This is a genomic window from Streptomyces sp. NPDC046716 (assembly GCF_040645755.1).
Classification (GTDB): domain Bacteria; phylum Actinomycetota; class Actinomycetes; order Streptomycetales; family Streptomycetaceae; genus Streptomyces.
Genome location: NZ_JBEYYU010000014.1, coordinates 45148 through 69457, shown reverse-complemented (window position 1 = coordinate 69457; position 24310 = coordinate 45148). Strand labels below are relative to the sequence as shown.

23 protein-coding genes are annotated in these 24310 nt (G+C 71.5%); 17 read left to right on the top strand and 6 right to left on the bottom strand.

All coding sequences use genetic code 11. The annotated features are described in order from the left end of the window. The first annotated feature begins 30 nt into the window (after positions 1-30). From ABZ930_RS13500 to ABZ930_RS13490, 3 genes are all read left to right on the top strand, one after another. Positions 31-1326, top strand: coding sequence for an N-acylneuraminate cytidylyltransferase (locus ABZ930_RS13500; RefSeq protein WP_361546262.1), 1296 nt, complete (start codon positions 31-33; stop codon positions 1324-1326). Positions 1327-1340: 14 nt separating this feature from the next. Next, complete coding sequence (locus tag ABZ930_RS13495; protein ID WP_361546259.1) at positions 1341-2282, top strand: N-acetylneuraminate synthase family protein; 942 nt, start codon at positions 1341-1343, stop codon at positions 2280-2282. Positions 2283-2363: 81 nt separating this feature from the next. Continuing rightward, a complete protein-coding gene (locus ABZ930_RS13490; RefSeq protein ID WP_361546256.1) occupies positions 2364-3389 on the top strand; it encodes a hypothetical protein in 1026 nt (341 codons plus the stop codon). Positions 3390-3621: 232 nt separating this feature from the next. On the opposite strand, the gene ABZ930_RS13485 is transcribed toward ABZ930_RS13490, so the two are convergent. Then, on the bottom strand, positions 3622-4293 hold the full coding sequence (locus ABZ930_RS13485) for a DUF4097 family beta strand repeat-containing protein (protein ID WP_361546253.1): 672 nt from the start codon (positions 4291-4293) through the stop codon (positions 3622-3624). Positions 4294-4528: 235 nt separating this feature from the next. On the opposite strand from ABZ930_RS13485, the gene ABZ930_RS13480 reads away from it, so the two are divergent. The 8 genes from ABZ930_RS13480 to ABZ930_RS13445 all read left to right on the top strand — a co-directional run bounded on the left by ABZ930_RS13480 (position 4529) and on the right by ABZ930_RS13445 (position 13933). Continuing rightward, positions 4529-5275 carry a helix-turn-helix domain-containing protein gene (locus ABZ930_RS13480; RefSeq protein WP_361546250.1) on the top strand — a complete coding sequence of 249 codons (747 nt, stop codon included), beginning with the start codon at positions 4529-4531 and terminating at the stop codon, positions 5273-5275. 174 nt (positions 5276-5449) lie between these two features. Further along, the gene (locus ABZ930_RS13475; protein ID WP_361546468.1) at positions 5450-6712 is read left to right on the top strand and encodes an amidohydrolase; all 1263 of its coding nucleotides are present in this window, start codon (positions 5450-5452) and stop codon (positions 6710-6712) included. Positions 6713-7064: 352 nt separating this feature from the next. After that, complete coding sequence (locus ABZ930_RS13470; protein ID WP_361546247.1) at positions 7065-8123, top strand: BMP family ABC transporter substrate-binding protein; 1059 nt, start codon at positions 7065-7067, stop codon at positions 8121-8123. Positions 8124-8344: 221 nt separating this feature from the next. Then, entirely contained in the window at positions 8345-9397 is a 1053-nt protein-coding gene (locus ABZ930_RS13465) for a BMP family ABC transporter substrate-binding protein (RefSeq protein ID WP_361546244.1), read from the top strand. Between the two features lie 156 nt (positions 9398-9553). Continuing rightward, positions 9554-11143 carry an ABC transporter ATP-binding protein gene (locus tag ABZ930_RS13460; protein WP_361546241.1) on the top strand — a complete coding sequence of 530 codons (1590 nt, stop codon included), beginning with the start codon at positions 9554-9556 and terminating at the stop codon, positions 11141-11143. Between the two features lie 5 nt (positions 11144-11148). Continuing rightward, positions 11149-12279, top strand: coding sequence for an ABC transporter permease (locus ABZ930_RS13455; RefSeq protein ID WP_361546465.1), 1131 nt, complete (start codon positions 11149-11151; stop codon positions 12277-12279). Further along, a complete protein-coding gene (locus tag ABZ930_RS13450) occupies positions 12276-13544 on the top strand; it encodes an ABC transporter permease (protein WP_361546238.1) in 1269 nt (422 codons plus the stop codon). The genes ABZ930_RS13455 and ABZ930_RS13450 overlap by 4 nt, the downstream gene beginning before the upstream one ends. Next, on the top strand, positions 13544-13933 hold the full coding sequence (locus ABZ930_RS13445; protein WP_361546235.1) for a cytidine deaminase: 390 nt from the start codon (positions 13544-13546) through the stop codon (positions 13931-13933). The genes ABZ930_RS13450 and ABZ930_RS13445 overlap by 1 nt, the downstream gene beginning before the upstream one ends. A gap of 65 nt (positions 13934-13998) precedes the next feature. On the opposite strand, the gene ABZ930_RS13440 is transcribed toward ABZ930_RS13445, so the two are convergent. Next, positions 13999-14226 carry a hypothetical protein gene (locus ABZ930_RS13440; RefSeq protein WP_361546232.1) on the bottom strand — a complete coding sequence of 76 codons (228 nt, stop codon included), beginning with the start codon at positions 14224-14226 and terminating at the stop codon, positions 13999-14001. 147 nt (positions 14227-14373) lie between these two features. On the opposite strand from ABZ930_RS13440, the gene ABZ930_RS13435 reads away from it, so the two are divergent. The 3 genes from ABZ930_RS13435 (at position 14374) to ABZ930_RS13425 (ending at position 17449) form a co-directional block, all read left to right on the top strand. Then, a complete protein-coding gene (locus tag ABZ930_RS13435; RefSeq protein ID WP_361546229.1) occupies positions 14374-15594 on the top strand; it encodes a beta-ketoacyl-[acyl-carrier-protein] synthase family protein in 1221 nt (406 codons plus the stop codon). A gap of 79 nt (positions 15595-15673) precedes the next feature. Beyond that, positions 15674-16951 (top strand): thymidine phosphorylase, encoded by a 1278-nt coding sequence (locus tag ABZ930_RS13430; RefSeq protein ID WP_361546226.1) that lies wholly within the window; start codon positions 15674-15676, stop codon positions 16949-16951. A gap of 72 nt (positions 16952-17023) precedes the next feature. Next, positions 17024-17449: a hypothetical protein gene (locus ABZ930_RS13425; RefSeq protein ID WP_361546223.1), complete on the top strand. Its 426-nt coding sequence runs from the start codon at positions 17024-17026 to the stop codon at positions 17447-17449. A 75-nt stretch (positions 17450-17524) separates the two neighbouring features. On the opposite strand, the gene ABZ930_RS13420 is transcribed toward ABZ930_RS13425, so the two are convergent. Further along, positions 17525-18454 (bottom strand): AEC family transporter, encoded by a 930-nt coding sequence (locus tag ABZ930_RS13420; protein ID WP_361546220.1) that lies wholly within the window; start codon positions 18452-18454, stop codon positions 17525-17527. Positions 18455-18579: 125 nt separating this feature from the next. On the opposite strand from ABZ930_RS13420, the gene ABZ930_RS13415 reads away from it, so the two are divergent. Continuing rightward, positions 18580-18957 (top strand): STAS domain-containing protein, encoded by a 378-nt coding sequence (locus ABZ930_RS13415; RefSeq protein ID WP_361546217.1) that lies wholly within the window; start codon positions 18580-18582, stop codon positions 18955-18957. Here the strand turns inward: ABZ930_RS13415 and ABZ930_RS13410 are convergent. Together ABZ930_RS13410 and ABZ930_RS13405 are read right to left on the bottom strand one after the other, a co-directional pair. Next, a complete protein-coding gene (locus ABZ930_RS13410) occupies positions 18838-19845 on the bottom strand; it encodes a sigma-70 family RNA polymerase sigma factor (protein WP_361546214.1) in 1008 nt (335 codons plus the stop codon). The genes ABZ930_RS13415 and ABZ930_RS13410 overlap by 120 nt on opposite strands. A 140-nt stretch (positions 19846-19985) precedes the next feature. Further along, positions 19986-21269 (bottom strand): MFS transporter, encoded by a 1284-nt coding sequence (locus ABZ930_RS13405; protein WP_361546211.1) that lies wholly within the window; start codon positions 21267-21269, stop codon positions 19986-19988. Between the two features lie 62 nt (positions 21270-21331). On the opposite strand from ABZ930_RS13405, the gene ABZ930_RS13400 reads away from it, so the two are divergent. Then, positions 21332-22300 carry a LysR family transcriptional regulator gene (locus tag ABZ930_RS13400; RefSeq protein ID WP_361546208.1) on the top strand — a complete coding sequence of 323 codons (969 nt, stop codon included), beginning with the start codon at positions 21332-21334 and terminating at the stop codon, positions 22298-22300. A gap of 69 nt (positions 22301-22369) precedes the next feature. Then, positions 22370-23485 carry a hypothetical protein gene (locus ABZ930_RS13395; RefSeq protein ID WP_361546205.1) on the top strand — a complete coding sequence of 372 codons (1116 nt, stop codon included), beginning with the start codon at positions 22370-22372 and terminating at the stop codon, positions 23483-23485. A gap of 1 nt (position 23486) precedes the next feature. On the opposite strand, the gene ABZ930_RS13390 is transcribed toward ABZ930_RS13395, so the two are convergent. Then, complete coding sequence (locus ABZ930_RS13390; protein WP_361546202.1) at positions 23487-24245, bottom strand: alpha/beta hydrolase; 759 nt, start codon at positions 24243-24245, stop codon at positions 23487-23489. Between the last annotated feature and the right edge of the window lie 65 nt (positions 24246-24310).

Sequence of the window (24310 nt, the reverse complement as noted above, 5' to 3'; positions counted from 1 at the left end):
AACCATCAACTTCCCGAAGGAGCACCGCACATGACCGACCCGGAAGCGGTCCAGGCCGCCCCCGTACGCCGCGTCCTCGCCGTGATCCCGGCGCGCGGCGGCTCCAAGGGCGTACCGGCCAAGAACCTCGCCCCGGTCGGCGGCGTGCCCCTGGTGGCGCGGGCCGTGCGCGAGTGCCTGGCCACCCGGCACGTCACCGACGTCGTGGTCTCCACCGACGACGCGGCCATCGCGGCCGCCGCCCGGGAGGCGGGCGCCGAGATCGTCACCCGGCCCACCGCCATCGCCGGCGACAAGGCGACCTCCGAGGCGGCCGTACTGCACGCCCTGGACGCCCACGAGGCACTCCAGGGCGCGGCCGTGGACGTGGTGCTGCTCGTGCAGTGCACCAGCCCCTTCATCGTCCGCGAGGACATCGACGGGGTGGTCGCCGCGATCGTCGAGGGCGGGGCCGACAGCGCCCTGACCGTCGCCCCCTTCCACGGCTTCGTGTGGCGCGACGCCGCCGACGAGCCGCAGGGCATCGCCGGTGAGCGGGCCGCGTCCGTGGGCGGCACCGGCACCCTCGTCACCGAGGCGCCCGCGACCGGCGGCGGCTACGGCGTCAACCACGACAAGTCCTTCCGGCCGCGCCGCCAGGACCGCCCCCAGGACCTCCTGGAGACCGGCGCCGTGTACGCGATGGAGGCCACCGGCTTCCGCCGCCACGAGCACCGCTTCTTCGGCCGCACGGAACTCGTGCGCACCGACCCCGCGCGCGTCCTGGAGATCGACGACCCGCACGACCTGGCCCGCGCCCGCGCGCTGGCCCCCCTCTTCGACCAGCGCGCCCTCCCCACCCGGGAGGACGTCGACGCGGTCGTCCTCGACTTCGACGGCACCCAGACCGACGACAAGGTGCTGATCGACTCCGACGGACGGGAGTTCGTCACCGTGCACCGCGGTGACGGCCTCGGCATCGCGGCCCTCCGCAAGAGCGGCCTGACGATGCTGATCCTGTCCACGGAGGTGAACCCGGTGGTCGCCGCCCGGGCCCGGAAGCTCAAGATCCCGGTCCTGCACGGCATCGACCGCAAGGACCTCGCACTGAAGCAGTGGTGCGAGGAGCAGGGCATCGCGCCGGAGCGCGTGCTCTACGTCGGCAACGACGTCAACGACCTCCCGTGCTTCGCCGCAGTCGGCTGGCCCGTGGCGGTCGCGAGCGCCCATGACGTCGTGCGCGACGCCGCACGCGCGGTCACCACCGTCCCCGGTGGCGAAGGCGCGATCCGAGAGATCGCCAGCTGGATCCTCGGCCCCTCTCTCGACACCCTCGAAACCAAGTAAGGAACGCATCCCTCATGTCTGCTCTGAACTCCCGCCTCCGCTCCTTCGGTTCGCGCACGGCCGGCCCCGGCCAGCCCGTGTACATCACCGGCGAGATCGGCATCAACCACAACGGCGACCTGGAGAACGCGTTCAAGCTGATCGACGTCGCCGCCGAGGCCGGCTGCGACGCCGTCAAGTTCCAGAAGCGCACCCCGGAGATCTGCACCCCGCGCGACCAGTGGGACATCGAGCGCGACACCCCCTGGGGTCGCATGACGTACATCGACTACCGCCACCGCGTCGAGTTCGGCGAGGACGAGTACCGCCGGATCGACGAGCACTGCAAGAAGCGCGGCATCGACTGGTTCGCCTCCCCGTGGGACACCGAGGCCGTCGCCTTCCTGGAGAAGTTCGACGTCCCGGCCCACAAGGTGGCCTCCGCGTCGCTCACCGACGACGAGCTGCTGCGCGCCCTGCGCGCCACCGGCCGCACGGTCATCCTCTCCACCGGCATGTCGACCCCGAAGCAGATCCGCCACGCGGTCGAGGTCCTGGGCAGCGACAACATCCTGATGTGCCACGCCACGTCGACGTACCCGTCGGTGGCCGAGGAGCTCAACCTCCGCGTCATCAACACCCTCCAGGCCGAGTACCCGAACGTCCCGATCGGCTACTCCGGTCACGAGACGGGCCTCCAGACGACCCTCGCGGCCGTCGCCCTCGGCGCCACCTTCGTCGAGCGCCACATCACCCTCGACCGCGCCATGTGGGGCTCGGACCAGGCCGCCTCGGTGGAGCCGCAGGGCCTGACGCGCCTCGTCCGCGACATCCGCACCATCGAGGCCTCCCTCGGTGACGGCGTCAAGAAGGTCTACGAGTCCGAGCTCGGCCCGATGAAGAAGCTCCGCCGGGTCGCGGGCGTCGTCGCCGAGTCGGAGATCGCCGTCGCCGCCGGTGAGCCGGTCGGCGTCTGATCCACGGGTTCACCAAGCCACCGTCGGTCCAGCGCCGTTGACGCGCTGGGCCGACACGGCGTCCCTCGGGAGGGCCGCAGCATGTCCGGCAGAACGCTGTGCTTCGTCGAGAGCCCGGTACAGCTCCTCAACGTTCTCGAATGGGCCCACCTCGACGGCGGCCACGCCACCGTCGTCGTGCTCTCGCCCACCGATCCGATGACCCGCGGCCAGCTCCGCCGCGTCGCCGAACTCGCCCGCGAGGAAGGCCACGTGGTGCGCTGGGAGGAGGCACGCGGCGGCGCCGCCGCCCCCTTCCAGACCATCGGCGGTCTCGCCGGGCCGCTGCGCGCCGCGGACCGGATAGTGCTCGGCGACCCGTTCTCCCGCTACGTACAGCTGCTGCTCACCATCACCCGCGCCCGCGAACTGGTCGTCGTCGACGACGGCACCGCCACCATGGAGTTCGTCAGCCAGCTCGCCGGCGGGGAGCGGCTGGTGCGCTGGCACCGGCGCGGTGGCCGGCCGGGTCCGCGCGATCTCGTCTTCGGGCCGGTCGCCTCGGCCGCCCGCCGTCGGCTCACCCCGCGCGCCGGAGGGCGCCGTTCGGTCTCCCTGTTCACCTCCATGCCGGTGGAGGGGGTGCCGGAGGGGGTCGCGGTGACCGAGAACACGTACGCCTGGACCCGGGCCCGGTTCGGGCCGCCCCGCATCACGCGTGGCGCGGACCTGGTCGGAACATCGCTGGTGGAGACGGGAGTTGTCGACCTCGACCGCTATCTCGTCGCCGTGCGCGAACTCGCCGCCGCGCACGGGGCCACCCGCTACTTCGCGCATCGCCGCGAGAGCGCCGACAAACTTCATCGCCTGGCCGTCGAGACCGGCCTCGAGGTCGTCCGGCCCGATCTCCCCCTGGAACTCATCGCCCGTCGCGGCCCGATCGGCCGTACCATCCTGAGCTTCCCGTCGACCGTCGTGCACACCCTGCCCATCGCCCTGGAGGGCACCGGTGTGAAGGTCGCCGTCTGCGAGATCGATCCGTCCTGGCTGACGGAGGGCGTCTCCGCGCATGCGCAGGGATTCTTGGCGGGGATCGCGGGGTCGGCGCGCGGGGTTCGGACCGTGTAGTCCGGGCGGGCCGCGCGGTTCCCCGCGCCCCTGGGGGGTTCTTCGTGCGCGGGCCGGTGGCCGCTTCTCGCGCAGTTCCCCGCGCCCCTGAAGCGAGCTCCGCTCGCCCAGGGGAGGCCACGTGACGCGGAGTCTTCGGGGGAGGCCGGGTGGCGCGTCGTTCTTTGGGGAAGGTGTGCGCAGCGCATGGCTTCAGGGGCGCGGGGAACTGCGTGAGAAGGCCCACCGGGCGTCAGAGGCTGTGCGCAGCGATGTCGCCGTAGCCCGTGGTCGCGTTGATGGACAGCCCCGCGTCGGCCCCGTCGGCGTTCTTCAGGGCATTGCTGACCCGGCCGTAGGACGTACCGGCGTCGAGCGTGGCGGAGACACCCCGCGCGGCCCCGACGCTCACATCGCCCGCCTCGGTCCGGAGGACCACCGTGCCGCGCGTGGCCTCGACGACGCTCAGGTCGCCCTTGACGGTGCTGATCCGCGCGTCCCCGGTGAGCCGCCCCACCGTGATGTCACCGTCCTTGAGGTCGAGCCGGACGCTCGCGGCCTCGTCCAGCTTGACCGGGCCCTGCGCGCTCTCGAAGGCGACGTCGCCGAGCCGCCCGACCCCCCGCAGCCCGCCGGCGCCGGCCGTCGCCTCGACGTGCGACCCGGCCGGCAGCTGCACGGTCACCTCGACGGTGCCGGACGGGCCGAAGAGCTGGTTCTTCGCGCCCGGTGCGGAGATCCGCAGCCGGCCGTCGGCGTACCCGACCTCGATCTGCTCGGCCGCCTTCACGTCCCGGCCCTTGGCGGCGTCGGCGGGCCGGACCTCGACGACGGTGTCCGCCCGGTCGGCGGCGATGAACTGAATGCGGCCCGCGGGGATGTCGAGGACGGCGGAGATGGCGGCGGGGGTGGCGAACTTCTGCATCACTGGCTCCTTGACTCGTCTTTTCCGATGAGAGAAACGCTACGTTGCGTTCAAGGATCGGGCAACACTGTCGTTGCGCAGCAATGCGATATCCGCAGCTCAGAGCGTTAATTTCATTGCAACGGGTTCGCGGGTAACGCAACAACTCACATGCCCAGCGTTGCAATAGCCAGAGAGTGAACGCTATAGTCGCGGCGGCGGACAGCGGTGCGGACCACGGACGAGGGAGACGGCGATGCCGGGAGGCAGACTCACCCAGCAGGAACGACAGCAGATCGCGCTGGGACTGGCCGACGGCCTCGCCTACGCCGAGATCGCCCGGCGCCTGGACCGCCCCACCTCGACCGTCACCCGCGAGGTGATGCGCAACGGCGGCCCGACCTCGTACCGCGCCGACCTCGCCCACCGCGCCACCGAACAGCGCGCCCACCGCCGCAAGCAGGCCGCGCCCCGGGGCGCCCAGCCGTCCGCGCGGCCCGGCGGACGCGACGACGCGGCGGTGCGCGAGTTCGAGGAGACGTTCACCACCGTCATGATGGCCTCGGGCCTGCCCAAGATGATGGCCCGCGTGCTGTCCAGCATCTGCCTCAGCGACTCGGGCAGCCTCACCGCGGCCGAACTCGTGCAGCGGCTCCAGGTCAGCCCCGCCTCCGTCTCCAAGGCGATCGCCTTCATCGAGGGCCTCGGCATGGTGCGCCGGGAGCGCGACGACCGCCGCCGCGAGCGCTACGTGGTCGACGACGACATCTGGTACCAGTCGATGGTCGCCAGCGCCCAGGCCACCGCCCGGATCGTCGCCATCGCCCGCGAGGGATCGGGGCTGCTCGGCCCGGCGACACCGGTCGGCACCCGCCTGGAGAACATCGCCCGCTTCCTCGACTTCGTCTCCGAGAACACCGCCCGCGCCGCGGAACAGGCGCGGGCGATCCTGCACACGAAACCGGCGGCGCAAGACGCCGATGAGCCGACTCCCGGCGACTGACGGCCGCTCGCCGCTCGAAGCCGGTCCGACCGCAGGTCGAAAGAGTCTGCATACCCTCTTCCTACGATCGACATGCGCAGCTCCGCCGAGTTTCTTACGTCAATCTGGCTGAACTTTTGTTGATCGACCGTTAGTTGGCCCCCGCGTCGCCCTACCCTTCACAGGGTGAACCAGATGAAGTCCCGAGAGACAGAGGCCGACCAGCCGGGTGAAGCCGCCGGGGAACCCGCCCCGGGCGCCGTGCTCCCCGGCACACTGCCCGAAGCCCTGCGTGAAGAACTCATCGCCTTCCGGCGCGACTTGCACATGCACCCGGAGCTGGGCAATCAGGAGTTCCGCACCACCGCCGCGCTCAAGACCCGTCTGGAGCAGGCGGGGCTCGTACCGCGCGTGCTCGGCATGGGGACCGGGCTCATCTGCGACATCGGCACCGAGGACGGCGAGTGGCGCGGCGGGCGCGGCATGTTCGCGCTGCGCGCCGACATCGACGCGCTGCCCATCCCGGACACCAAGGTCACCTGCGCCTACCGGTCCACCGTGCCCGACCGCGCGCACGCCTGCGGGCACGACGTGCACACCACCGTCGTGCTCGGCGCCGGCCTCGTCCTCGCCGACCTGCACCGCCGGGGCCTGCTGCCGCACCCGGTGCGGCTGATCTTCCAGCCCGCCGAGGAGGTGCTGCCCGGCGGCGCCCCCGACGCCATCGACTGCGGAGTCCTGGACGGCGTACGGAAGATCGTCGGGGTGCACTGCGACCCGAAGGTCGACGCCGGGCGGATCGGGCTGCGGGCCGGGGCCATCACCTCGGCGTGCGACCGGCTCGAGGTCACGCTCGACGGGCCCGGCGGGCACACCGCGCGCCCGCACCTGACGACCGACCTCGTCGTCGCCGCCGCCAAGGTCGCCACCGAGGTGCCCGCGCTGGTCGGACGCCGGGTCGACGCGCGCTCCGGGCTCTCCGTGACCTGGGGGCGCCTGGAGACCGGCCACGCCTGCAATGTGATCCCGCAGCACGCCGAGCTGTCCGGCACCGTGCGCTGCCTGGACCTGGACGCCTGGCGGCAGGCGCCCGACCTGGTGCACGCGGCCATCCAGGAGATCGCCGACCTGTACCGGGCCAAGCCGGTCGTGAACTACGTGCGCGGAGTGCCGCCCGTCGTCAACGACCCGGCGGTGACCGAGCTGCTGCGCGACGCGATGACCGCCCGCCTGGGCGCCGACTCCGTCGAGGACACCCAGCAGAGCCTGGGCGGCGAGGACTTCTCCTGGTACCTGGAGCACGTCCCGGGCGCCATGGCACGCCTCGGTGTGAAGACCCCCGGCGACCGCACCAGCCGCGACCTGCACCAGGGCGACTTCGACGCCGACGAGTACGCGATCACGGTGGGCGTCGAGCTGTTCACGGCCGCCGCGCTGCTGGACGCCGACCTCGCCTGACCATCTGCCGGGTCCTGTCGCGACGGCGGGTGCACCACCGTCGTGGCCGGTCGCGCAGTTCCCCGCGCCCCTGAGGCGAGCTCCGCTCGCCCAGGGGCAGGGGAAGGCGCGCGCAGCGCATGCCTTCAGGGGCGCGGGGAACTGCGCGAGAAGCGGCCACGGCCGGCACCCGAACACCCCACGAAATGCCCCCCTTTGCACCCGGCGTCCCCCCGCGACACCCAGATGTAACCAACCCCCGCCACGATCCGGTAACGGCGGGGCCGAACCCGCTTCCGCGCCCCTTCTACGCGCGTTACGCTCCGCCGAACTCAACGCCCTTCGCGGCGTGTTGACGAAGGAGCAGCCCATCATGCGTCGTACTCGTACGTCCCGGCTCACGCGGACCGCCGTGGTCGTCACCGGTCTCGCCCTCGCGGCCACCGCCTGCGGTGGCACCAGCGGGGACAAGGCGGCCTCCGAGGGGAAGAGCAAGAACCTCGGCATCGGTCTCGCCTATGACGTCGGCGGGCGCGGTGACCAGTCCTTCAACGACGCCGCGTACGCGGGCATGGAGAAGGCCACCGACGAGTTCGGCTACAAGAGCAAGGACCTGGAGCCGAGCGACGGCGAGTCCGACGCCGACAAGACCGCCCGCCTGGAGTCGATGGCCAAGCAGGGCTACAACCCGGTCATCGGCGTCGGCTTCGCCTACGCGCCCGCCGTCAAGGCCGCCGCCGCCAAGTACCCGAAGACCTCCTTCGGCATCGTCGACGACTCGACGATCACCGCGAAGAACGTCGCGGACCTCGTCTTCAGCGAGGAGCAGGCCTCCTACCTGGCGGGCGTCGCCGCCGCCAAGGCGACGAAGTCGAACGTCGTGGGCTTCGTCGGCGGCGTGGACGTCCCGCTGATCCACAAGTTCGGCGCGGGCTTCGAGCAGGGCGTCAAGGACACCAACAGCAAGATCAAGGTGATCCCGCAGTACCTGACCGAGACCGCGGCGGAGGGCGGCTTCTCCAGCCCGGACAAGGGCAAGACCGCCGCCGAGGGCCAGATCGAGAAGGGCGCCGACGTGGTCTACCACGCGGCCGGTCTCTCCGGTCAGGGCGTCATCCAGGCCGCGGCCGCGCACAAGGTGTGGGCGATCGGCGTGGACTCCGACCAGTACCAGCAGGAAGCCCTCGCCAAGTACAAGGACTACATCCTCACCTCGGCCACCAAGGACGTCGGCGGCGCGGTCTACAAGCTGGCCAAGTCGGTGAAGGACGGCAAGCCGCTGTCCGGCGTGACCCGCTTCGACCTGAAGGCGGGCGGCGTCGGCATCACCGACACCAACCCCAAGTTCAAGACCATCGCCGGTCTCTCGGACGCGGTCGCCAAGGCCAAGCAGGACATCGTCGACGGCAAGATCACCGTCGCGACGAAGTAGCCCTCCGGCTCCCGGGCGGGGCGCGGGCCGGTTCCACCGGCCCGCGCCCCGCTTTGCTGCGTCACGGACGCACCGGTCCACCGCGCCCGACTTAAGGCTTTCAGTACAGCCCGATAACAGTGGGGAGAAGGGGGTTTTATGTTCTGTCTACGCGCGTTAATCTGCGGCGAAAGCAGCGCCGTCCGGAACGCCGTCGGTGCATGTACGAAGGAGCTCATCCCATGCGCCGGGTTTCCCGAATAGCGCTCGCAGGTACTGCGACCGTCGCTCTCGCCGCTTCCCTCGCCGCTTGCGGCGGCACGTCCTCCGACGCCTCGAAGCAGAGCGACGGCGGCAAGTCCAAGGGCCTCGCCATCTCCTACGACGTCGGCGGCAAGGGCGACCAGTCGTTCAACGACGCCGCGTACGAGGGCCTGAAGCAGTCCGAGAAGGCCTTCGGCTACAAGGGTACCGACGTGGAGCCGAGCGACGGCGAGTCGGACGCGGACAAGACGGCGCGCCTGGTCGCCCTCGCCAAGCAGGGCTACAACCCCATCGTCGGCATCGGCTACGCGTACGCGCCGGCCGTCAAGGAAGCCGCGGCCAAGTACCCGAACGTCACCTTCGGCATCGTCGACGACTCGACGGTCCAGTCGAAGAACGTCGCGGACCTCGTCTTCAGCGAGCAGGAGGCCTCGTACCTGGCCGGCGTCACCGCCGCCAAGGCGACGAAGTCGAACGTCGTGGGCTTCGTGGGCGGCGTGGACGTCCCGCTGATCCACAAGTTCGAGGCGGGCTTCGAGCAGGGCGTCAAGGACACCAACAAGAAGGCCAAGGTCGTCTCGCAGTTCCTGACCGAGACCGCGGCCGAGGGCGGCTTCTCCAGCCCCGACAAGGGCAAGACCGCCGCCGAGGGCCAGATCGACAAGGGTGCCGACGTGGTCTACCACGCGGCCGGTCTCTCCGGTCAGGGCGTCATCCAGGCCGCCGCGGAGAACAAGGTCTGGGCGATCGGCGTCGACTCCGACCAGTACAAGCAGGAAGCCCTCGCCAAGTACAAGAAGTACATCCTGACCTCCGCGACGAAGGACGTCGCCAAGGCCGTGTACAACCTGGCGAAGTCGGTCCAGGATGGCAAGCCCGAGACCGGTGTCATCACCGGTGACCTCAAGTCCGGCGAGGTCGCCCTGGCCGGCTCGAACCCGGAGTTCGCGGACAACGCGGACCTGCAGAAGGCTCTGAAGACTGCCCAGGAGAAGATCGTCAGCGGCGAGATCAAGGTCAACAGCAAGTAGCCGTAACCAGCGGGACACGTTCTGGGAACGGGGTGCGGGGAGGCTGAGTGCGATGCCTTCCCTCACCCCGTTTGTCCGGATTGTGCCCAACTCGCAGTGCCGTAGGGGCTCTACGCGCGTAGTACTTGGCGTCGGCCCCCTGTCCATTCCACAGGAGTGTGCGCCATCAACGCGTCCAGCAGCCCGCCGGCCGTCGAACTGACCGGCATCACCAAACGCTTCCCCGGCGTCGTCGCCAACCACGACATCCATCTCACCGTCAAGCGGGGCACCGTGCACGCCCTCGTCGGGGAGAACGGTGCGGGCAAGTCGACGCTGATGAAGATCCTCTACGGCATGCAGAAGCCGGACGAGGGCACCATCGCCATCGACGGCCAGGCCGTCTCGTACGCCTCGCCCGCCGACGCCATCGCGCGCGGCATCGGCATGGTGCACCAGCACTTCATGCTCGCCGACAACCTCACGGTCCTGGAGAACGTGGCGCTCGGCAGCGAGAAGCTCTACGGGATCGGGGCGAAGGCCCGCAAGAAGATCCTGGAGATATCCGAGCGCTACGGCCTCGGGGTCCGCCCCGACGTCCTCGTCGAGGACCTCGGCGTCGCCGACCGCCAGCGCGTGGAGATCCTCAAGGTCCTCTACCGCGGCGCCACCACCCTGATCCTCGACGAGCCGACCGCCGTGCTCGTGCCGCAGGAGGTCGACGCGCTCTTCGACAACCTGCGCGAGCTCAAGGCCGAGGGCCTGTCCGTCATCTTCATCTCGCACAAGCTCGGCGAAGTCCTCTCCGTGGCCGACGAGATCACCGTCATCCGGCGCGGCACCACGGTCGGCACCGCCGTCCCCGCCGAGACCACCCCGCGCCAGCTCGCCGAGCTGATGGTCGGCTCCGAACTGCCGACCCCGGAGACCTCCGAGTCGACGGTCACCGACCGCCCGGTCCTCACCGTCGAGGGCCTGCGCCTCGACGCCGAGGGCGGCCGTCCGCTGCTGGACGACATCTCCTTCACCATCCACGCCGGTGAGGTCCTCGGCCTCGCGGGCGTCGAGGGCAACGGCCAGACCGAGCTGATCGACGCGATCATCGGCCTCAAGCACGCCGACTCCGGCACCATCGCCCTTGAGGCCGACGAGATCACCGCCTGGTCCACCCGCAAGCGCCGCGAGGGAGGCGTCGGGTACATCCCCGAGGACCGCCACCGCCACGGGCTCCTCCTGGAGTCCCCGCTGTGGGAGAACCGCATCCTCGGCCACGTCACCGAGAAGCCGAACGCGAAGGGCGTCCTGCTCGACATCAAGGCCGCGCAGGCCGACACTCGGCGCATCGTCGAGGAGTACGACGTGCGCACCCCCGGCATCGACGTCACCGCCGCCTCGCTCTCCGGCGGCAACCAGCAGAAGCTGATCGTCGGCCGCGAGATGAGCCACAACCCGCGCTTCCTCATCGCCGCGCACCCGACCCGCGGTGTGGACGTCGGCGCGCAGGCGCAGATCTGGGACCAGATCCGCGAGGCCCGCCGCGAAGGACTCGCGGTGCTCCTCATCTCCGCCGACCTGGACGAGCTGATCGGCCTCTCCGACACCCTGCGCGTGATCTACCGCGGCAGACTCGTCGCCGACGCCGACCCGGCCACCATCACGCCGGAGGAGCTGGGTTCGGCCATGACCGGCGCGGCCTCCGGCCACCTGGAACACGTAACCGAAGACGCCGAAGCTCCGGCGACCCGTCAGCCGGAGGACGAGTCCTGATGGCCATGAAGAACACGTTCGACAAGGAGCGGCTGCTCCTCGGGGCGGCCGGTCCGGTCATCGCCCTGGTGACGTCGGTCGTCCTGACCTCGATCGTGCTTGTGCTGTCGGGCAAGAGCCCGTTCGAGCCCTACACGATCATGTTCACCCAGGCCACGTACTCCGACGTCCAGGTCCTGATCATCAACCAGGCGGCCATGTACTACCTGGCCGCCCTCGCGGTGGCCATCGGCTTCCGGATGAACCTGTTCAACATCGGCGTCGACGGCCAGTACCGGCTCGCCGCGATGGTCGCCGCCATCGTCGGCGCGAAGGTGGCGCTGCCCGCCGCCCTCCAGCTGCCGATGCTGATCATCGTCGCGATGCTCACCGGCGCCATGTGGGCCGGTATCGCGGGCATCCTGAAGGTCACGCGCGGCGTCAGCGAGGTCGTCGCGACGATCATGCTGAACTCGATCGCGTCCGGCCTGATCGGCTACCTCTACCTGCCCGAGATCTTCGGCGTGCAGGTCGGCAACAACAAGACGACCGGCGAGATGCACGAGTCCGGCTGGTTCCCCGGCATCAACATGGGCGCCTCCGGCGAGATCTACGGCTTCGTGGTCATCGCGGCCCTGCTCGGCGTCGTCTACTGGTTCGTCCTCAACCGCACCCGCTTCGGCTTCGACCTGCGCGCCACCGGCTCCTCCGAGTCGGCCGCGGCCGCCTCCGGCGTCGACGCCAAGCGCATGGTCCTGACCGCGATGCTGGTCTCCGGCGGCCTCGCGGGCCTGGCCGGCATGCCGCTGCTGCTCGGCGAGGCGCACACCTACAGCCTCACCTTCCCGACCACCATCGGCTTCACCGGCATCACGATCGCCCTGCTCGGCCGGAACAGTCCGGTCGGCATCGCCTTCGCGTCCCTCCTGATCGCCTGGCTCGACAAGGCCTCGCAGCAGCTCGACTTCGAGGGCTACGACAAGGAGATCGCGACGATCATGCAGGGCATCATCGTGATCGCCGTCGTCGTCTCCTACGAGTCCGTACGCGTCTGGGGGCAGCGCCGCCAGCAGCGCCGGGTCGGCATCGAACTCGGCACCGCGCTCGCGCAGCCGACCGACAACAACGACCTCAAGAAGGAGGTGGCTGCCCGATGAGCACGGCTACGGTCCTCGACAAGAAGCCCGCGTCGCAGCCCGCACCCGGCGGCCGCCGCAGAATGTCCCTCCCCGTCACCATGATCGTCATCGCCGCGGTCCTGGTGCTGACCTCCCTGGTCCGCCTGATCACCGACGCGGACGGCATCACGAACGTCAGCCAGATGTCGACCGCCCTCCAGCTCGCCGTGCCGATCGGCCTCGCCGGTCTCGGCGGCCTGTGGGCCGAGCGCGCGGGCGTGGTCAACATCGGCCTCGAAGGCATGCTGATCCTCGGCACCTGGTTCGGCGCCTGGGCCGGCTACCAGTGGGGCCCGTGGGTCGGCGTGCTCGCCGGCATCATCGGCGGCGCGATCGGCGGCCTGCTGCACGCGGTCGTCACGGTCACCTTCAACGTGAACCACATCGTCTCCGGTGTGGCCATCAACATCCTCGCGCTCGGCGTCACCCGCTACCTCTCCAACTTCACGTTCGAGGGCGTCGAGGGCGGCACCACCAAGCAGTCCCCGCCGGTCGACTCGCTCGGCACGATCACCGTCCCGGGTCTCTCCGACTGGCTGACGACCCTGAACGAGAAACACTGGTTCCTGATCTCGGACGTCGCGGGCCTGCTGGGCGGTCTCTTCACGGACCTGTCCCCGCTGACGATCGTCGCGGTCGCGCTCATCCCGTTCACCTGGTGGGTCCTGTGGCGCACCTCGTTCGGTCTGCGCCTGCGCTCCTGCGGCGAGAACCCGGTCGCGGCCGAGTCGCTGGGCGTCAACGTCATCAAGTACAAGTACATCGCCGTGATCATCTCCGGTGGCCTGGCGGGCCTCGGCGGCGCGTTCCTGTCGATCGTCGCCAACCCCTTCTACCTGGAGGGCCAGACCGCCGGTAAGGGCTACATCGGCCTCGCCGCGATGATCTTCGGCAACTGGATGCCGGGCGGACTCGCCCTCGGCGCGGGCCTGTTCGGCTACACCGACAGCCTCAAGCTGCGCGGCGGCACGGAGAACGTGCACGCGCTGCTCCTCCTCGTCGCCCTGCTCCTGGTGATCGGCGCGGTCTGGATGCTGGTGCGGAAGAAGTACGTGGCCGGCGCGGTCTGCGCCGTCGTGGCCGTCGGCACGGCAGCCTGGTACGCCACCACGGACGACGTGCCGACCCAGCTCGTCACGGCGACCCCGTACATCGTCACGCTGCTCGTCCTGTCCTTCTCCGCGCAGCGCCTGCGCATGCCGAAGGCGGACGGCCAGCCGTACCGGAAGGGCCAGGGCACGTGATGACGGACGTCGACTGGGAGGAACTGCGGCAGGCGGCCCGCGAGGCCATGTCCCGCGCGTACGCCCCGTACTCGGGCTTCCCGGTCGGCGCGGCGGCCCGCGTCGACGACGGCCGCACGGTCACCGGCTGCAACGTCGAGAACGCGTCGTACGGACTCGGCCTGTGCGCCGAGTGCGGCCTGGTCTCCCAGCTCGCCGCGACGGGCGGCGGCCGCCTCACGCACTTCACGTGCGTGGACGGCAAGGGCGAGATCCTGATGCCGTGCGGCCGCTGCCGCCAGCTGCTGTACGAGTTCGGCGGCGCCGAACTGCTGCTGGAGACCTCCGCCGGGGTGCGCCCGCTGGGCGAGATGCTGCCCGACGCGTTCGGCCCGGACCACCTGGTCTGACCGTCCGCGCCACGGCTTGCGGCCGCTTCTCCTCCGGGAGGGGCGGCCGTTGTCGTGCGGCTGCCTCAGTCTCCGGCGCACTCCCCGGCGGACAGGGTGGTGTCGTAGTGCACCGCCATCCTGCTGGGGCTCAGCGACGGCAGGGGCCCGCTCGCGGCCACCGCCGGACAGTCCGTGCCCTCTTCCGGCCCGGACGGTCCACCCGACCCGCGCAGGCTCGTGAGCCCCATCGCCGTCAGCATCAGGGCCACCCACGCCCCGACGATCCACCACCAGCGGGGCCGTCGCCTCACGCCCGTACCTCCGTCATTGTGACAACCCCACAAAGTGTGCCGGTCGAATCGCTCGCCTCCCGAGCTTCAGCACAGGGTGTCCGTCGTGATGGTGTCAGACGAGATCGCCATTCGTCTTGTGAACTACCTATAAGGGAGGAAGCCGAGATGCCCGAGAACGAAGCGGTACTGGTGACCGGCGCGGGAGCCACGACCCCGGTGGGCGGCGACGCCGCGTCCACCTGGGCGGCGCTGCTCGCGGGGAAGTCCGGGGTGCGCACCCTGACCGAGGACTGGGCCGAGGGGCTGCCGGTGCACGTCGCCGCCGGGCTCGCCCAGGACCCGGCCGCGGAGCTGTCCCGGGTCGAGGCGCGCAAGCTGGACCGCGTCGAGCAGATCGCGCTGGTCGCCGCCCGCGAGGCCTGGCGGGACGCCGGTGCGCCCGAGGCCGACCCCGTACGGATCGCCGTCGTGATCGGCACCGGCACCGGCGGCGTCCTCACCACCCTCGGCCAGGACGACGTCTTCGAGCGGTCGGGGCCCCGCAAACTCTCCCCGCACACCGTGCCGATGCTGATGCCGAACGGGCCCGCCGCCTGGGTCAGCATGGACCTCGGCGCCAAGGGCGGCGCCCGCACCCCGGTCAGCGCCTGCGCCTCGGGCGCCGAGGCGCTCGCGATGGGCCTGGACCTGATCAGGGCGGGCCGCGCCGACGTCGTCGTCGCCGGGGGAGTGGAGGCGTGCCTGCACCCCTTCACGCTCTCCGCCTTCGCGCAGATGAAGGCGCTGTCGCCGCGCGCCGACGACCCCGAGTCGGTCTCCCGCCCCTTCGACACCGCCCGCAGCGGCTTCGTGATGGGCGAGGGCGGCTGCGTCCTGGTCCTGGAACGGGCGGGCTTCGCCCGGGCCCGCGGCGCCCGCGTCCTCGGCACGCTGGCCGGCGCCGCGGTGGGCTCCAGCGCCGACCACATCACGGCGTCGGACGTCGCGGGCCAGGTCGCGGCCGTCGAAGGCGCCCTGCGGGACGCCGGGTTGGGCCCGCGCGACATCGGCCATGTGCACGCCCACGCGACCTCCACCCCGTCCGGCGACCTCGCCGAGGCGGCGGCCGTGCGGCAGGCCGTCGGCGACCACGCCCCGGTCAGCGCCACCAAGTCGATGACCGGGCACATGCTCGGCGCCTCGGGCGCGCTCGGTGCCCTGTCCGCGCTGCTCACCCTCCGGGACGGCATCGCCCCCGCCGTGCGCAATCTGGACGACCTCGATCCGCAGGTCGACCTCGATGTCGTGCGCGGCGAGAACCGCACCGGCCGGTGGCACGCCGCCCTCGCCAACTCCTTCGGATTCGGCGGGCACAACGTGAGTCTGGTCCTCACCGGAGACCGCTGAGCCCAGCGCTCTTCCCGCCCCGCATCTATGCGCGTAGAGTCGGCCGGGTCACCTGTTTCGGCCCCTGGAAGGAAGTGCCATGGACGTCATCTCCGTCATCCGTACGAAGCGGGACCGGGGCCGGCTGAGTGACGAACAGATCGACTGGGTCGTCGACGCGTACACGCGCGGCGTCGTCGCGGACGAGCAGATGTCGGCGCTCGCCATGGCGATCTTCCTGAACGGCATGGACCGCGCGGAGATCGCCCGGTGGACCGCGGCGATGATCGACTCCGGGGAGCGGATGGACTTCTCGGTCCTGGCCCGCCCGGCCGCCGACAAGCACTCCACGGGCGGTGTCGGCGACAAGATCACGCTGCCGCTCGCGCCGCTGGTCGCCGCGTGCGGGGCGGCCGTGCCGCAGCTCTCGGGGCGCGGCCTCGGCCACACCGGCGGCACCCTCGACAAGCTGGAGTCGATCCCCGGCTGGCGCGCGGACATCACCAACGAGGAGATGATGCGCACCCTGGAGGACGTCGGCGCCGTCATCTGCGCGCCGGGCAGCGGCCTGGCCCCCGCCGACAAGAAGCTCTACGCGCTGCGCGACGTCACCGCGACCGTGGACTGCATACCCCTCATCGCCTCGTCGATCATGTCGAAGAAGATCGCGGAGGGGACGGGCTCGCTGGTCCTGGACGTGAAGGTGGGCACCGGCGCGTTCATGCGGGAGCTCGACCAGGCCCGTGAACTGGCCCGCACCATGGTCGGGTTGGGCACCGACCACGGGCTGTCCACCGTCGCGCTCGTCACCGACATGAACACCCCGCTCGGCCTCACGGCGGGCAACGCCCTCGAGGTGCGCGAGTCCGTCGAGGTGCTGGCGGGCGGCGGCCCCGCCGACGTCGTCGAGCTGACCCTCGCGCTGGCCCGCGAGATGCTCGACGCGGCGGGCCTGAAGGACGCCGACCCGGCCAAGGCGCTCGCCGACGGCTCGGCGATGGACGCCTGGCGGCGCATGGTCGCGGCGCAGGGCGGCGACCCGGACGCGGCGCTGCCCACGGCCCGCGAGACCCATGTCGTCACGGCCGCCTCCTCGGGCGTCCTGACCCGCCTCGACGCCCTCTCGGTGGGCCTTGCGGCGTGGCGGCTCGGCGCGGGCCGCGCCCGCAAGGAGGACCCGGTGCAGGCCGCCGCCGGCGTCGAACTCCACGCCAAGCCCGGCGACTCCGTCTTCGCCGGCCAGGTCCTGATGACCCTGCACACCGACACCCCCGAGCGCTTCGCGTACGCGCTGGAGGCACTGGAGGGCGGCTACGACATCGCCCCGGCCGGCACCCAGTTCTCGGCGGGGCCGATCGTGCTGGAACGCATCGGCTGACCTGGGGGTTTCTACGGGTGAACGGGACCGGTGGGCCGACGCCGGTCCCGTTCGGCGTGGTCGACTGCGCCCGTGACCATCAACGGGACGGTAGCCGAGGCGGGTCAGGGCTGGGACGATCTGGTGGCCCTCTGGCAGACGATGGAGTGGCCCGAGGGCAGCAAGGTGGAGATCGTCGAGGGCGTCATCACCGTGGCGCCTCTCGTCTCGGTCCACCACACCTACATCGCCGGGCACTTGAACCGGTGGCTGCACGGGGCGACCCCGGAGGCGCATCTGAAGGGCGGCGGTTTCCACCTCTCTGCGGAGCTGGCGAGGCTGGCCGTCGAGATCACGACGCCGCACAACGCCCACCACGACCGCGTCATGAAGCGGCACGCCTACGCCGCCGCAGGCATCCCCCCTACCTCCTCGTCGACCGCTGGGCCCCGGACGGCCCCACCGTCACGCTGTACGGCGAGCCGCAGGGTGACACCTATCGCACCCTGGAAACCGTGAAGTTCGGCGACAGCGTCACGCTGCCCGCTCCCTTCGACCTGACTATCGACACCGCAAAGTTCCCGCGGGACTGAGTCACCCCAGCAGCGCCGCCACCACCACCAGCACCGGCACCGCCACCATCGTCGACAGCAGGATCGACTCCCGGGCCAGGCGCTCGCCCACCCGGTAGCGGCTCGCGTACGTGTACAGGTTCTGCGCCGCCGGAAGCGCCGACGTCACCACCACGTCCAGCAGCCGCGCCCCGTGCAGCCCGAAGACCGACGTCGCCAGCGCCCACGCCGCCACCGGCTGGCCCACCGACTTCAGCGCCGTCGACAGCAGCACCGGCACCCGGTCCGCGCCCCGGCCGCCCGGCCAGGAACTCCCGCACAGCGAGATGCCGAACGCGATCAGGATCGCCGGCACCGACATGTTCCCGATCAGCTCCAGCGGGTCGAAGACGGGCGAGGGGACCGTCCAGCCCGTCGCCGACACCAGCACCCCGGACAGCGACCCGATCGCGATGGGATTGCGGAACGGCGTCAACAGCCGCTGCGCCCAAGACAGTCGGGCCCCCGACGACGCCTCCGCCAGATCGAGGACCGTCAGCGCCACCGGCGTCACGAACAGCTGCTGGAAGAGCAGCACCGGCGCCACGAGCGAGGCGTCACCGAGCACGTACACCGCGATCGGGATACCGAGGTTCCCGGAATTCACGTAACTGGAGCAGAGCGCCCCGATCGTGGTGCGGCCCACGCCCCAGCCGCGTACGACCCCCACCGTGACGAAGATCCCGGCCATGGCGGCCGTGGAGAGCGCCGTCACCAGCAGGCTCGGCGACAGGATCAGCGACAGATCGGCCTGCGCCAGCATCGTGAAGAGCAGCGCCGGGGTCGCCACATGGAAGGCCAGTCTGGTCAGGACCTCCCGGCCGCCGTCGCCGAGATAGCCGCGCCGCCCGATGACATAGCCGACCGCGATGACGAGCGCGATGACCGCGAATCCGTTGAGTACCCCCTGCACGTACTCCACCCTCGGACGCGGAAGAACCGCAGGTCAACGTTGATCAGGATCAACGTGACCCAACCCACGCCGGAGCCGGGGGCCGGTACCGATGAGTTCCGGCCCGCCGTCCGGTCTCGACTCTCGTGGCTGCCTTCTCCTCACCTTCCGTCGTGGTCGTCGCCGGGCCGATCCGCCCCGCCGACGTGCCCGAGCTGTGCGCCCGTGTCAGCGCCGCCCACCGGGGCGCCGGCCCCGACGGCGGCGACGTCGTCTGCGACGTCTCGGGCGTCACCGCCACCGATCTCGACACCGTCGACGCGCTCGCCCGGATGCAGCTCGCCGCCCGGCGGGCCGGCGGGCGGATCAGGCTGCGCGATCCGTCCCCCCGGCTCGCCCTGCTGCTAAGCCTGACCGGGCTGGGGGACGCCCTGGGCATCCAGCCGCTCGGGCACGCCGAAGAGCGGGAACCACCGCTTGGAGAGGTCCAGGAAGCAGTGGAAACCGGCGATCCGCCCCTCTGAGATCTCCAGGACCTGGATCGCCCAGGGCACGAAGCCGCCGCTGTCCGGGTCCGGCTTGTAGTGGGCGAACGCCGGTGTCCCGTTCGCCGACACGGGCAGCAGGCGGGAGCCCGCGCACTCGTGGCCGAGCGTGACCATGAAGCCCGTGATGTCGTCCGTGCCGCGCAGCCACAGGTCGAACGGCGGCATCGTCATGACCGCGTCCTCGGCCAGCAGCTCGGTGAGCGCCTTCATGTCATAGCCCTCGAAGGCCGACACATAGCGCTCCAGGAGCTTCTGCTGCTCCTCGTCCAGCGGATTCGCCGTCGCCGAGTCCGCCGGGGGCGCGTCCGCGAGCGTGGCCCGCGCCCGCTGCAGCGCGCTGTTCACCGACGCCACCGTCGTGTCGAGCAGCTCGGCGACCTCGCTGGCCCTCCACGCGAGCACCTCGCGCAGGATCAGCACCGCCCGCTGCTTCGACGGCAGTTGCTGCAGGGCCGCCACGAACGCGAGCCGCACCGACTCCCGCGCGACCGCCGCCTCCGCCGGGTCGTGGACGGTCGGCAGCACACGGGCGTCGGGCATCGGCTCCAGCCACACATTGTCCGGACGGGGGGTGAGCGCGGCCTGGGCGAGCGGGGCGGCCGCCGTCAGGTCCATCGGGCGGGCCCGCTTGTTGCCCGCGTTCAGCGAGTCCAGGCAGACGTTCGTCGCGATGCGGTACAGCCAGGAGCGGAGGCTGGAGCGGCCCTCGAACTTGTCGAAGCTGCGCCACGCCCGGACCATCGTGTCTTGCACGGCGTCCTCCGCCTCGAACGCCGAGCCCAGCATCCGATAGCAGTACCCGGTCAGCTCGACCCGGTATTTCTCCAGGTCGTCGAGGCCGGCCCTCGTCGCGGTGTCACTCATCGTCCAACGCCCCCATCGCGGCTGTGATAGTCAGCACATCCCCAGCACTTCGCAAGCTACCGCAGCCCACTGACAACGGCCCCCGGACCGGCGAAAAGCGCAGGTCCAGGGGCCGTCGAGGCAAGCCCGTGAGGCGGTTGTCAGTGCGCGGAGACAGCCACCCCGCCGTGCCGCCGCTGCGTCCGGGCCGCGTACGTCCCCCACACGGTCAGCGCGACGACACCCACCACGGCGACGAAGCCGAGCCCCACCGTGCCGTCCCAGCCCGCCGCGTGGAACGCCAGGGCGCCCACCGCCGAGCCGACGCTCGATCCGATGTAGTACGCGGACTGGTAGAGCGCGGAGGCCTGCGCCCGGCCGTGCGTCGCGGTGTGGCTCACCGAGGACGACGCCGTGGCGTGCCCGGCGAAGAAGCCCGCCGTGATCAGCACGAGGCCGACCAGCATGACGGGGAGGCTGGGCACCAGTTCCAGGACCAGGCCCGCCGCCGTGGTGGCCGCCGCCAGATAGAGGGTGCCGCGCCGCCCGAGCCGCGCGACCAGCTTCCCGGCGGCCGACGAGGAGACCGTGCCCACCAGGTACACGAGGAAGATCGAGCCGACGAGCCCCTGGGAGAGGGAGAACGGCGCCTCGGTGAGCCGGTAGCCGATGACCGTGTAGGTCGCGCCGAACACCATCATGAACAGTGCGCCGATCACGTAGAGCCGGCGCAGCAGCGGGTTGCCGAGGTGGTCGCCGACCGTGCGCGCGAGGGCGCGCGGGTGCAGCGAACCCGCCGCGAAGTGACGCGGCGCCGGCAGCAGCGCACGGAACGCGACCGCGCACGCGACCGCGATGACCCCGATGGTGCCCACGGCCACCCGCCAGCCCCACGCCTCGGCGAGCCAGCCGCCGATGATGCGGCCGCTCATGCCGCCGATGGAGTTGCCCGCCACGAACAGGCCGATCGCCGTGACCAGCGCCTTCGGCCGGACCTCCTCCGCCAGGTACGCCATCGCCGAGGCGGGCAGGCCCGCGAGCGCCGCGCCCTGCAGCACGCGCAGCGCCACCAGCACTTCCAGCGTCGGCGCGAACGGCACGAGGAGTCCCACCGCCACCGCCACGGCCAGCGACGCCGTCATCAGCGTGCGCCGCCCGAACCGCTCCGACAGCGCGCTCAGCGGCAGCACGCACACCGCGAGCGCGAAGGTCGCCCCGGACACCGTCCAGCTCGCCGCGCTCGCGCTCGCGCCGTAGTCGGCGGAGACCAGGGGGAGCAGGGCCTGGGTGGAGTACAGCAGCGCGAAGGTCGCGACCCCGGCCAGGAAGAGGGCGAAGCTCATCCGGCGGTAGCCGGGCCCGCCCGGGGCCATGCGCGTGTCGCTGGGGGACGAGGGGACGGCGACCGCGGGGGTGGCGGCCGCCCGGCTACTGGCAGGAGACATGGGACGAACGTAGAACCGTCCGACTCATGCGTCCAATGCATGGACGCTCCATAATCGTTCCCATGGAGCATGAACACAGTTCACGGGGTCAGGAAGCGGCACCGAGCGAGGTGGAAGACATCGTCTCCCTGCTCGTGCCCCGGCTCTCCCAGTTCGCCGCCGTGGCCCGCGCCGAGCACGTCACGCGCGCCGCGCAGGAGACACAGGTGCCCCAGTCGACCCTCTCGCGCGCGATGGTGCGGCTCGAACGGGACCTGGGCGTCGACCTGTTCGCCCGCCACGGCCGCACCGTGTCGCTGACCCCCGCGGGCCGTACGTTCCTCGCCTCCGTCGAACGGGCGCTGGCCGAGGTGGAGAAGGCCGCCGAGTCCGTCCGCGCCGACGCCGACCCGGCCTCCGGCAAGGTCGCCTTCGGGTTCCTGCACACCATGGGCGTGGAGACGGTGCCCGGACTGATCCGCGCCTTCCGCACCGAGCATCCCCGGATCCGCTTCAGCCTCGTACAGAACTACGGCGAGGCGATGCTGGAGCGGCTGCGCGCGGGGGAGCTCGACCTGTGTCTGACCTCGCCGCTGCCCGACGCCCCCGATCTGGTCGCCCGCCGCCTCGACGAGCAGCGGCTGCGGCTCGTCGTTCCCGAGGACCACCGGCTCGCCGCCCGCAGGCGCATCCGGCTCGCCGAGTGCGCCGACGAAACGTTCGTCACCCTCGAACCCGGCTACGGGCTGCGCCGCATTTTCGACGACCTCTGTACGGAGGCGGGGTTCAGGCCCCGCGTCGCGTTCGAGGGCGAGGAGGCCGAGACGCTGCGCGGCCTGGTCGCGGCGGGCCTCGGCGTCGCGCTGCTGCCGCCGCCGACCGTGCCCCGGCCGGGCGTGGTCGAGCTGACCGTCACCGGCGGGCGCGCGGTCCGCGAGATCGGGGTGGCCTGGCTGGACGGCCACCCGGACACCCCGCCGGTGGCCGCGTTCAAGGAGTTCCTGCTGTCGCGGCGGGGGCGGCTGCTGCCGGAGCAGACCTCGGCGGAGTAGTGCGGGGCACCGGGGGAACCGTTTCCGCGCACCGGACGTGAAGGGATACGAGCAGAGGGGGCGGTGGGGATGACGGACAGCGCGCGACAGGGCCCGCCGGAGCGCACCATGCGGGAAACGGGGCAGCGGCGGCTGCGGGCCATGACGTACACCGCCGTGTTCATGGTGCTGGTCGGCGCGGTCCTGTTCGCGTTGATCCCGCTCGCCGAGGCCGACAACCGGGCCTACGCCGCCGCGCCGGCCTGCCCCGCCGGGGCCCGGGCGGACGACTGCCGTGCGCGGGTCACGGCGACGGTCCTGGGCAAGAAGGATGAGCCGAGCGGCAAACACACCGACTACTACCTCCGTCTCGTCGACCGCGCGATGCGCACCGACCAGGTGCGGCTGCCCGACGGCCGCCACCTCTGGGAGGCCGTCGGCGTGGGTGACCAGGTCACGGTGGTGTACTGGCAGGGCGAGGCGCGACAGCTGCGGCTCGGCTCGCTGGCGCAGGACACCTGGCGTTCACCCGCCTCCGACGGGCGCCTCCCCGGCGCCTTCGCGTTCTCTCTGCTGCCCTTCGGTCTTGGGCTGCTGTCGTTCTGCTGGTGGCAGCGGTACCGGGCAGGGGCGAAGGCGTACTCCGCGGCGTCCGCCGCAGGGCTCGTCGCCGGGCTCATGGTGGGCTGCGTCGGATTCACGCTCTGCCTCGTCGGGAACGGATCCGCGGGCCAGGACGTCTGGCAGATCGCCAGGATCTGCGTCCTGTCCGTCGTCCCGGCCGTCGTGCTGTCCGCCGTCCTGTCCTGGTGGGTCACACGGCGGATGCGCCGCATGGCCCGCAAGGTGGTCCCGGTCGAGCCGGCCGGACGCCGCTGCCTGCTCGCGATCGTCCACGGCGGCGTGCCCTACAGCGTCCCCGGTTACTGCTATCTGGTGGTCGGCGACGGGCCGCCGGCCGTGACCCCGGACCCGACCGGCGGCTTCGCCCGCATCGCGCTCCCGCCCACGCTGACGGTGCGCGAGGTCCGGCCGCTGACGGCCGACGATCCCGCGGGCTGGCACGGCAACTACAAGGACTTCGGCGTCGTCATCGCGTGCGTCGACACGAACGGCGACGTCCCGGTCCGCGTCGCGGCGAGCCGCAAGACCGCGCCGCTGGTGCTCGGGGCGCTGCTCGAAGCCGCTGCCGCCGAGGTGGGCTGACCTACAGGGCGAGCGTCCGCCCGAACCCCGCCGCCAGCGGCATCCGCAGCCCGATCGGCGGCGGCGCCGCGAGCGCGTCCTGCAACGGCCGGGAGAACGGGTGGCCGAAGAGCGTGCCGAGCGCGAAGTCCACGGCCAGCGCCGAGACTTCGGACCGGTGCTGGGCCATCGTGTGCCCGTCCGAGTGCACCTCGAAGCGGCACACGTCCCGGTTGGCCTTCTTCGCCCGTCCGGCGAGACGGAACGACAGCTCCGGATCGGTGCGCCGGTCGTCCGTGCCGTGCACGATCAGCACGCTGCGGCCCGCGAGCTGTTTCACCGGTTCGGGCGGTGCCGCGACATCGTCCTCGGGCAGCCAAGGGGCGAGTGCGAGCACGGAGTTGACGGCGTCGTGGCCGCCCGCGTGCAGCGCCGCACGCGCGCCCATGTCGAGCCCCGCCAGACAGATCGGCACGTCGCCGTAGCGGCGCACCACCTCGTCGGCGGCCCACTCGGCGTCCCGCGCGAGCTCGGCCTGCGGCCCGTTCCACCCCCGGTACCGGTAGCGCACGGCATGGGTGACCAGGCCCTGTTCGCGTCCCGCGCGCGTGAGCCTGCGCGCCAGCGGCCGCAGCAGCGGCGCCGCGAACGGCGAGGGTCTGCGGGTGGACGTCTCGTCGCCCGACGGCAGCAGCAGCACCACACCGCCGACCGCCCCGGGGACCGGCCCCACCGCCTTGCCGAGCCTGGCCTCGCGGGCCGGCGTCGCTTGCTCCTGCATGACAGAACAGTGTCAGAAGCATGGATGTACGCCACCCGTCCGCAGGGTCACTGTTGCGTATCGGC

What these genes read in the sequence shown, in the direction of transcription:
- ABZ930_RS13465 (WP_361546244.1), top strand. Translation starts at nt 8,345, where the DNA reads ATGCGCCGGGTTTCCCGAATAGCGCTCGCAGGTACTGCGACCGTCGCT.
- ABZ930_RS13470 (WP_361546247.1), top strand. Translation starts at nt 7,065, where the DNA reads ATGCGTCGTACTCGTACGTCCCGGCTCACGCGGACCGCCGTGGTCGTC.
- ABZ930_RS13450 (WP_361546238.1), top strand. Translation starts at nt 12,276, where the DNA reads ATGAGCACGGCTACGGTCCTCGACAAGAAGCCCGCGTCGCAGCCCGCA.
- ABZ930_RS13500 (WP_361546262.1), top strand. Translation starts at nt 31, where the DNA reads ATGACCGACCCGGAAGCGGTCCAGGCCGCCCCCGTACGCCGCGTCCTC.
- ABZ930_RS13395 (WP_361546205.1), top strand. Translation starts at nt 22,370, where the DNA reads ATGACGGACAGCGCGCGACAGGGCCCGCCGGAGCGCACCATGCGGGAA.
- ABZ930_RS13430 (WP_361546226.1), top strand. Translation starts at nt 15,674, where the DNA reads ATGGACGTCATCTCCGTCATCCGTACGAAGCGGGACCGGGGCCGGCTG.
- ABZ930_RS13435 (WP_361546229.1), top strand. Translation starts at nt 14,374, where the DNA reads ATGCCCGAGAACGAAGCGGTACTGGTGACCGGCGCGGGAGCCACGACC.
- ABZ930_RS13445 (WP_361546235.1), top strand. Translation starts at nt 13,544, where the DNA reads ATGACGGACGTCGACTGGGAGGAACTGCGGCAGGCGGCCCGCGAGGCC.
- ABZ930_RS13455 (WP_361546465.1), top strand. Translation starts at nt 11,149, where the DNA reads ATGAAGAACACGTTCGACAAGGAGCGGCTGCTCCTCGGGGCGGCCGGT.
- ABZ930_RS13390 (WP_361546202.1), bottom strand. Translation starts at nt 24,245, where the DNA reads ATGCAGGAGCAAGCGACGCCGGCCCGCGAGGCCAGGCTCGGCAAGGCG.
- ABZ930_RS13400 (WP_361546208.1), top strand. Translation starts at nt 21,332, where the DNA reads ATGGAGCATGAACACAGTTCACGGGGTCAGGAAGCGGCACCGAGCGAG.
- ABZ930_RS13410 (WP_361546214.1), bottom strand. Translation starts at nt 19,845, where the DNA reads ATGAGTGACACCGCGACGAGGGCCGGCCTCGACGACCTGGAGAAATAC.
- ABZ930_RS13490 (WP_361546256.1), top strand. Translation starts at nt 2,364, where the DNA reads ATGTCCGGCAGAACGCTGTGCTTCGTCGAGAGCCCGGTACAGCTCCTC.
- ABZ930_RS13475 (WP_361546468.1), top strand. Translation starts at nt 5,450, where the DNA reads ATGAAGTCCCGAGAGACAGAGGCCGACCAGCCGGGTGAAGCCGCCGGG.
- ABZ930_RS13485 (WP_361546253.1), bottom strand. Translation starts at nt 4,293, where the DNA reads ATGCAGAAGTTCGCCACCCCCGCCGCCATCTCCGCCGTCCTCGACATC.
- ABZ930_RS13495 (WP_361546259.1), top strand. Translation starts at nt 1,341, where the DNA reads ATGTCTGCTCTGAACTCCCGCCTCCGCTCCTTCGGTTCGCGCACGGCC.
- ABZ930_RS13405 (WP_361546211.1), bottom strand. Translation starts at nt 21,269, where the DNA reads ATGTCTCCTGCCAGTAGCCGGGCGGCCGCCACCCCCGCGGTCGCCGTC.
- ABZ930_RS13480 (WP_361546250.1), top strand. Translation starts at nt 4,529, where the DNA reads ATGCCGGGAGGCAGACTCACCCAGCAGGAACGACAGCAGATCGCGCTG.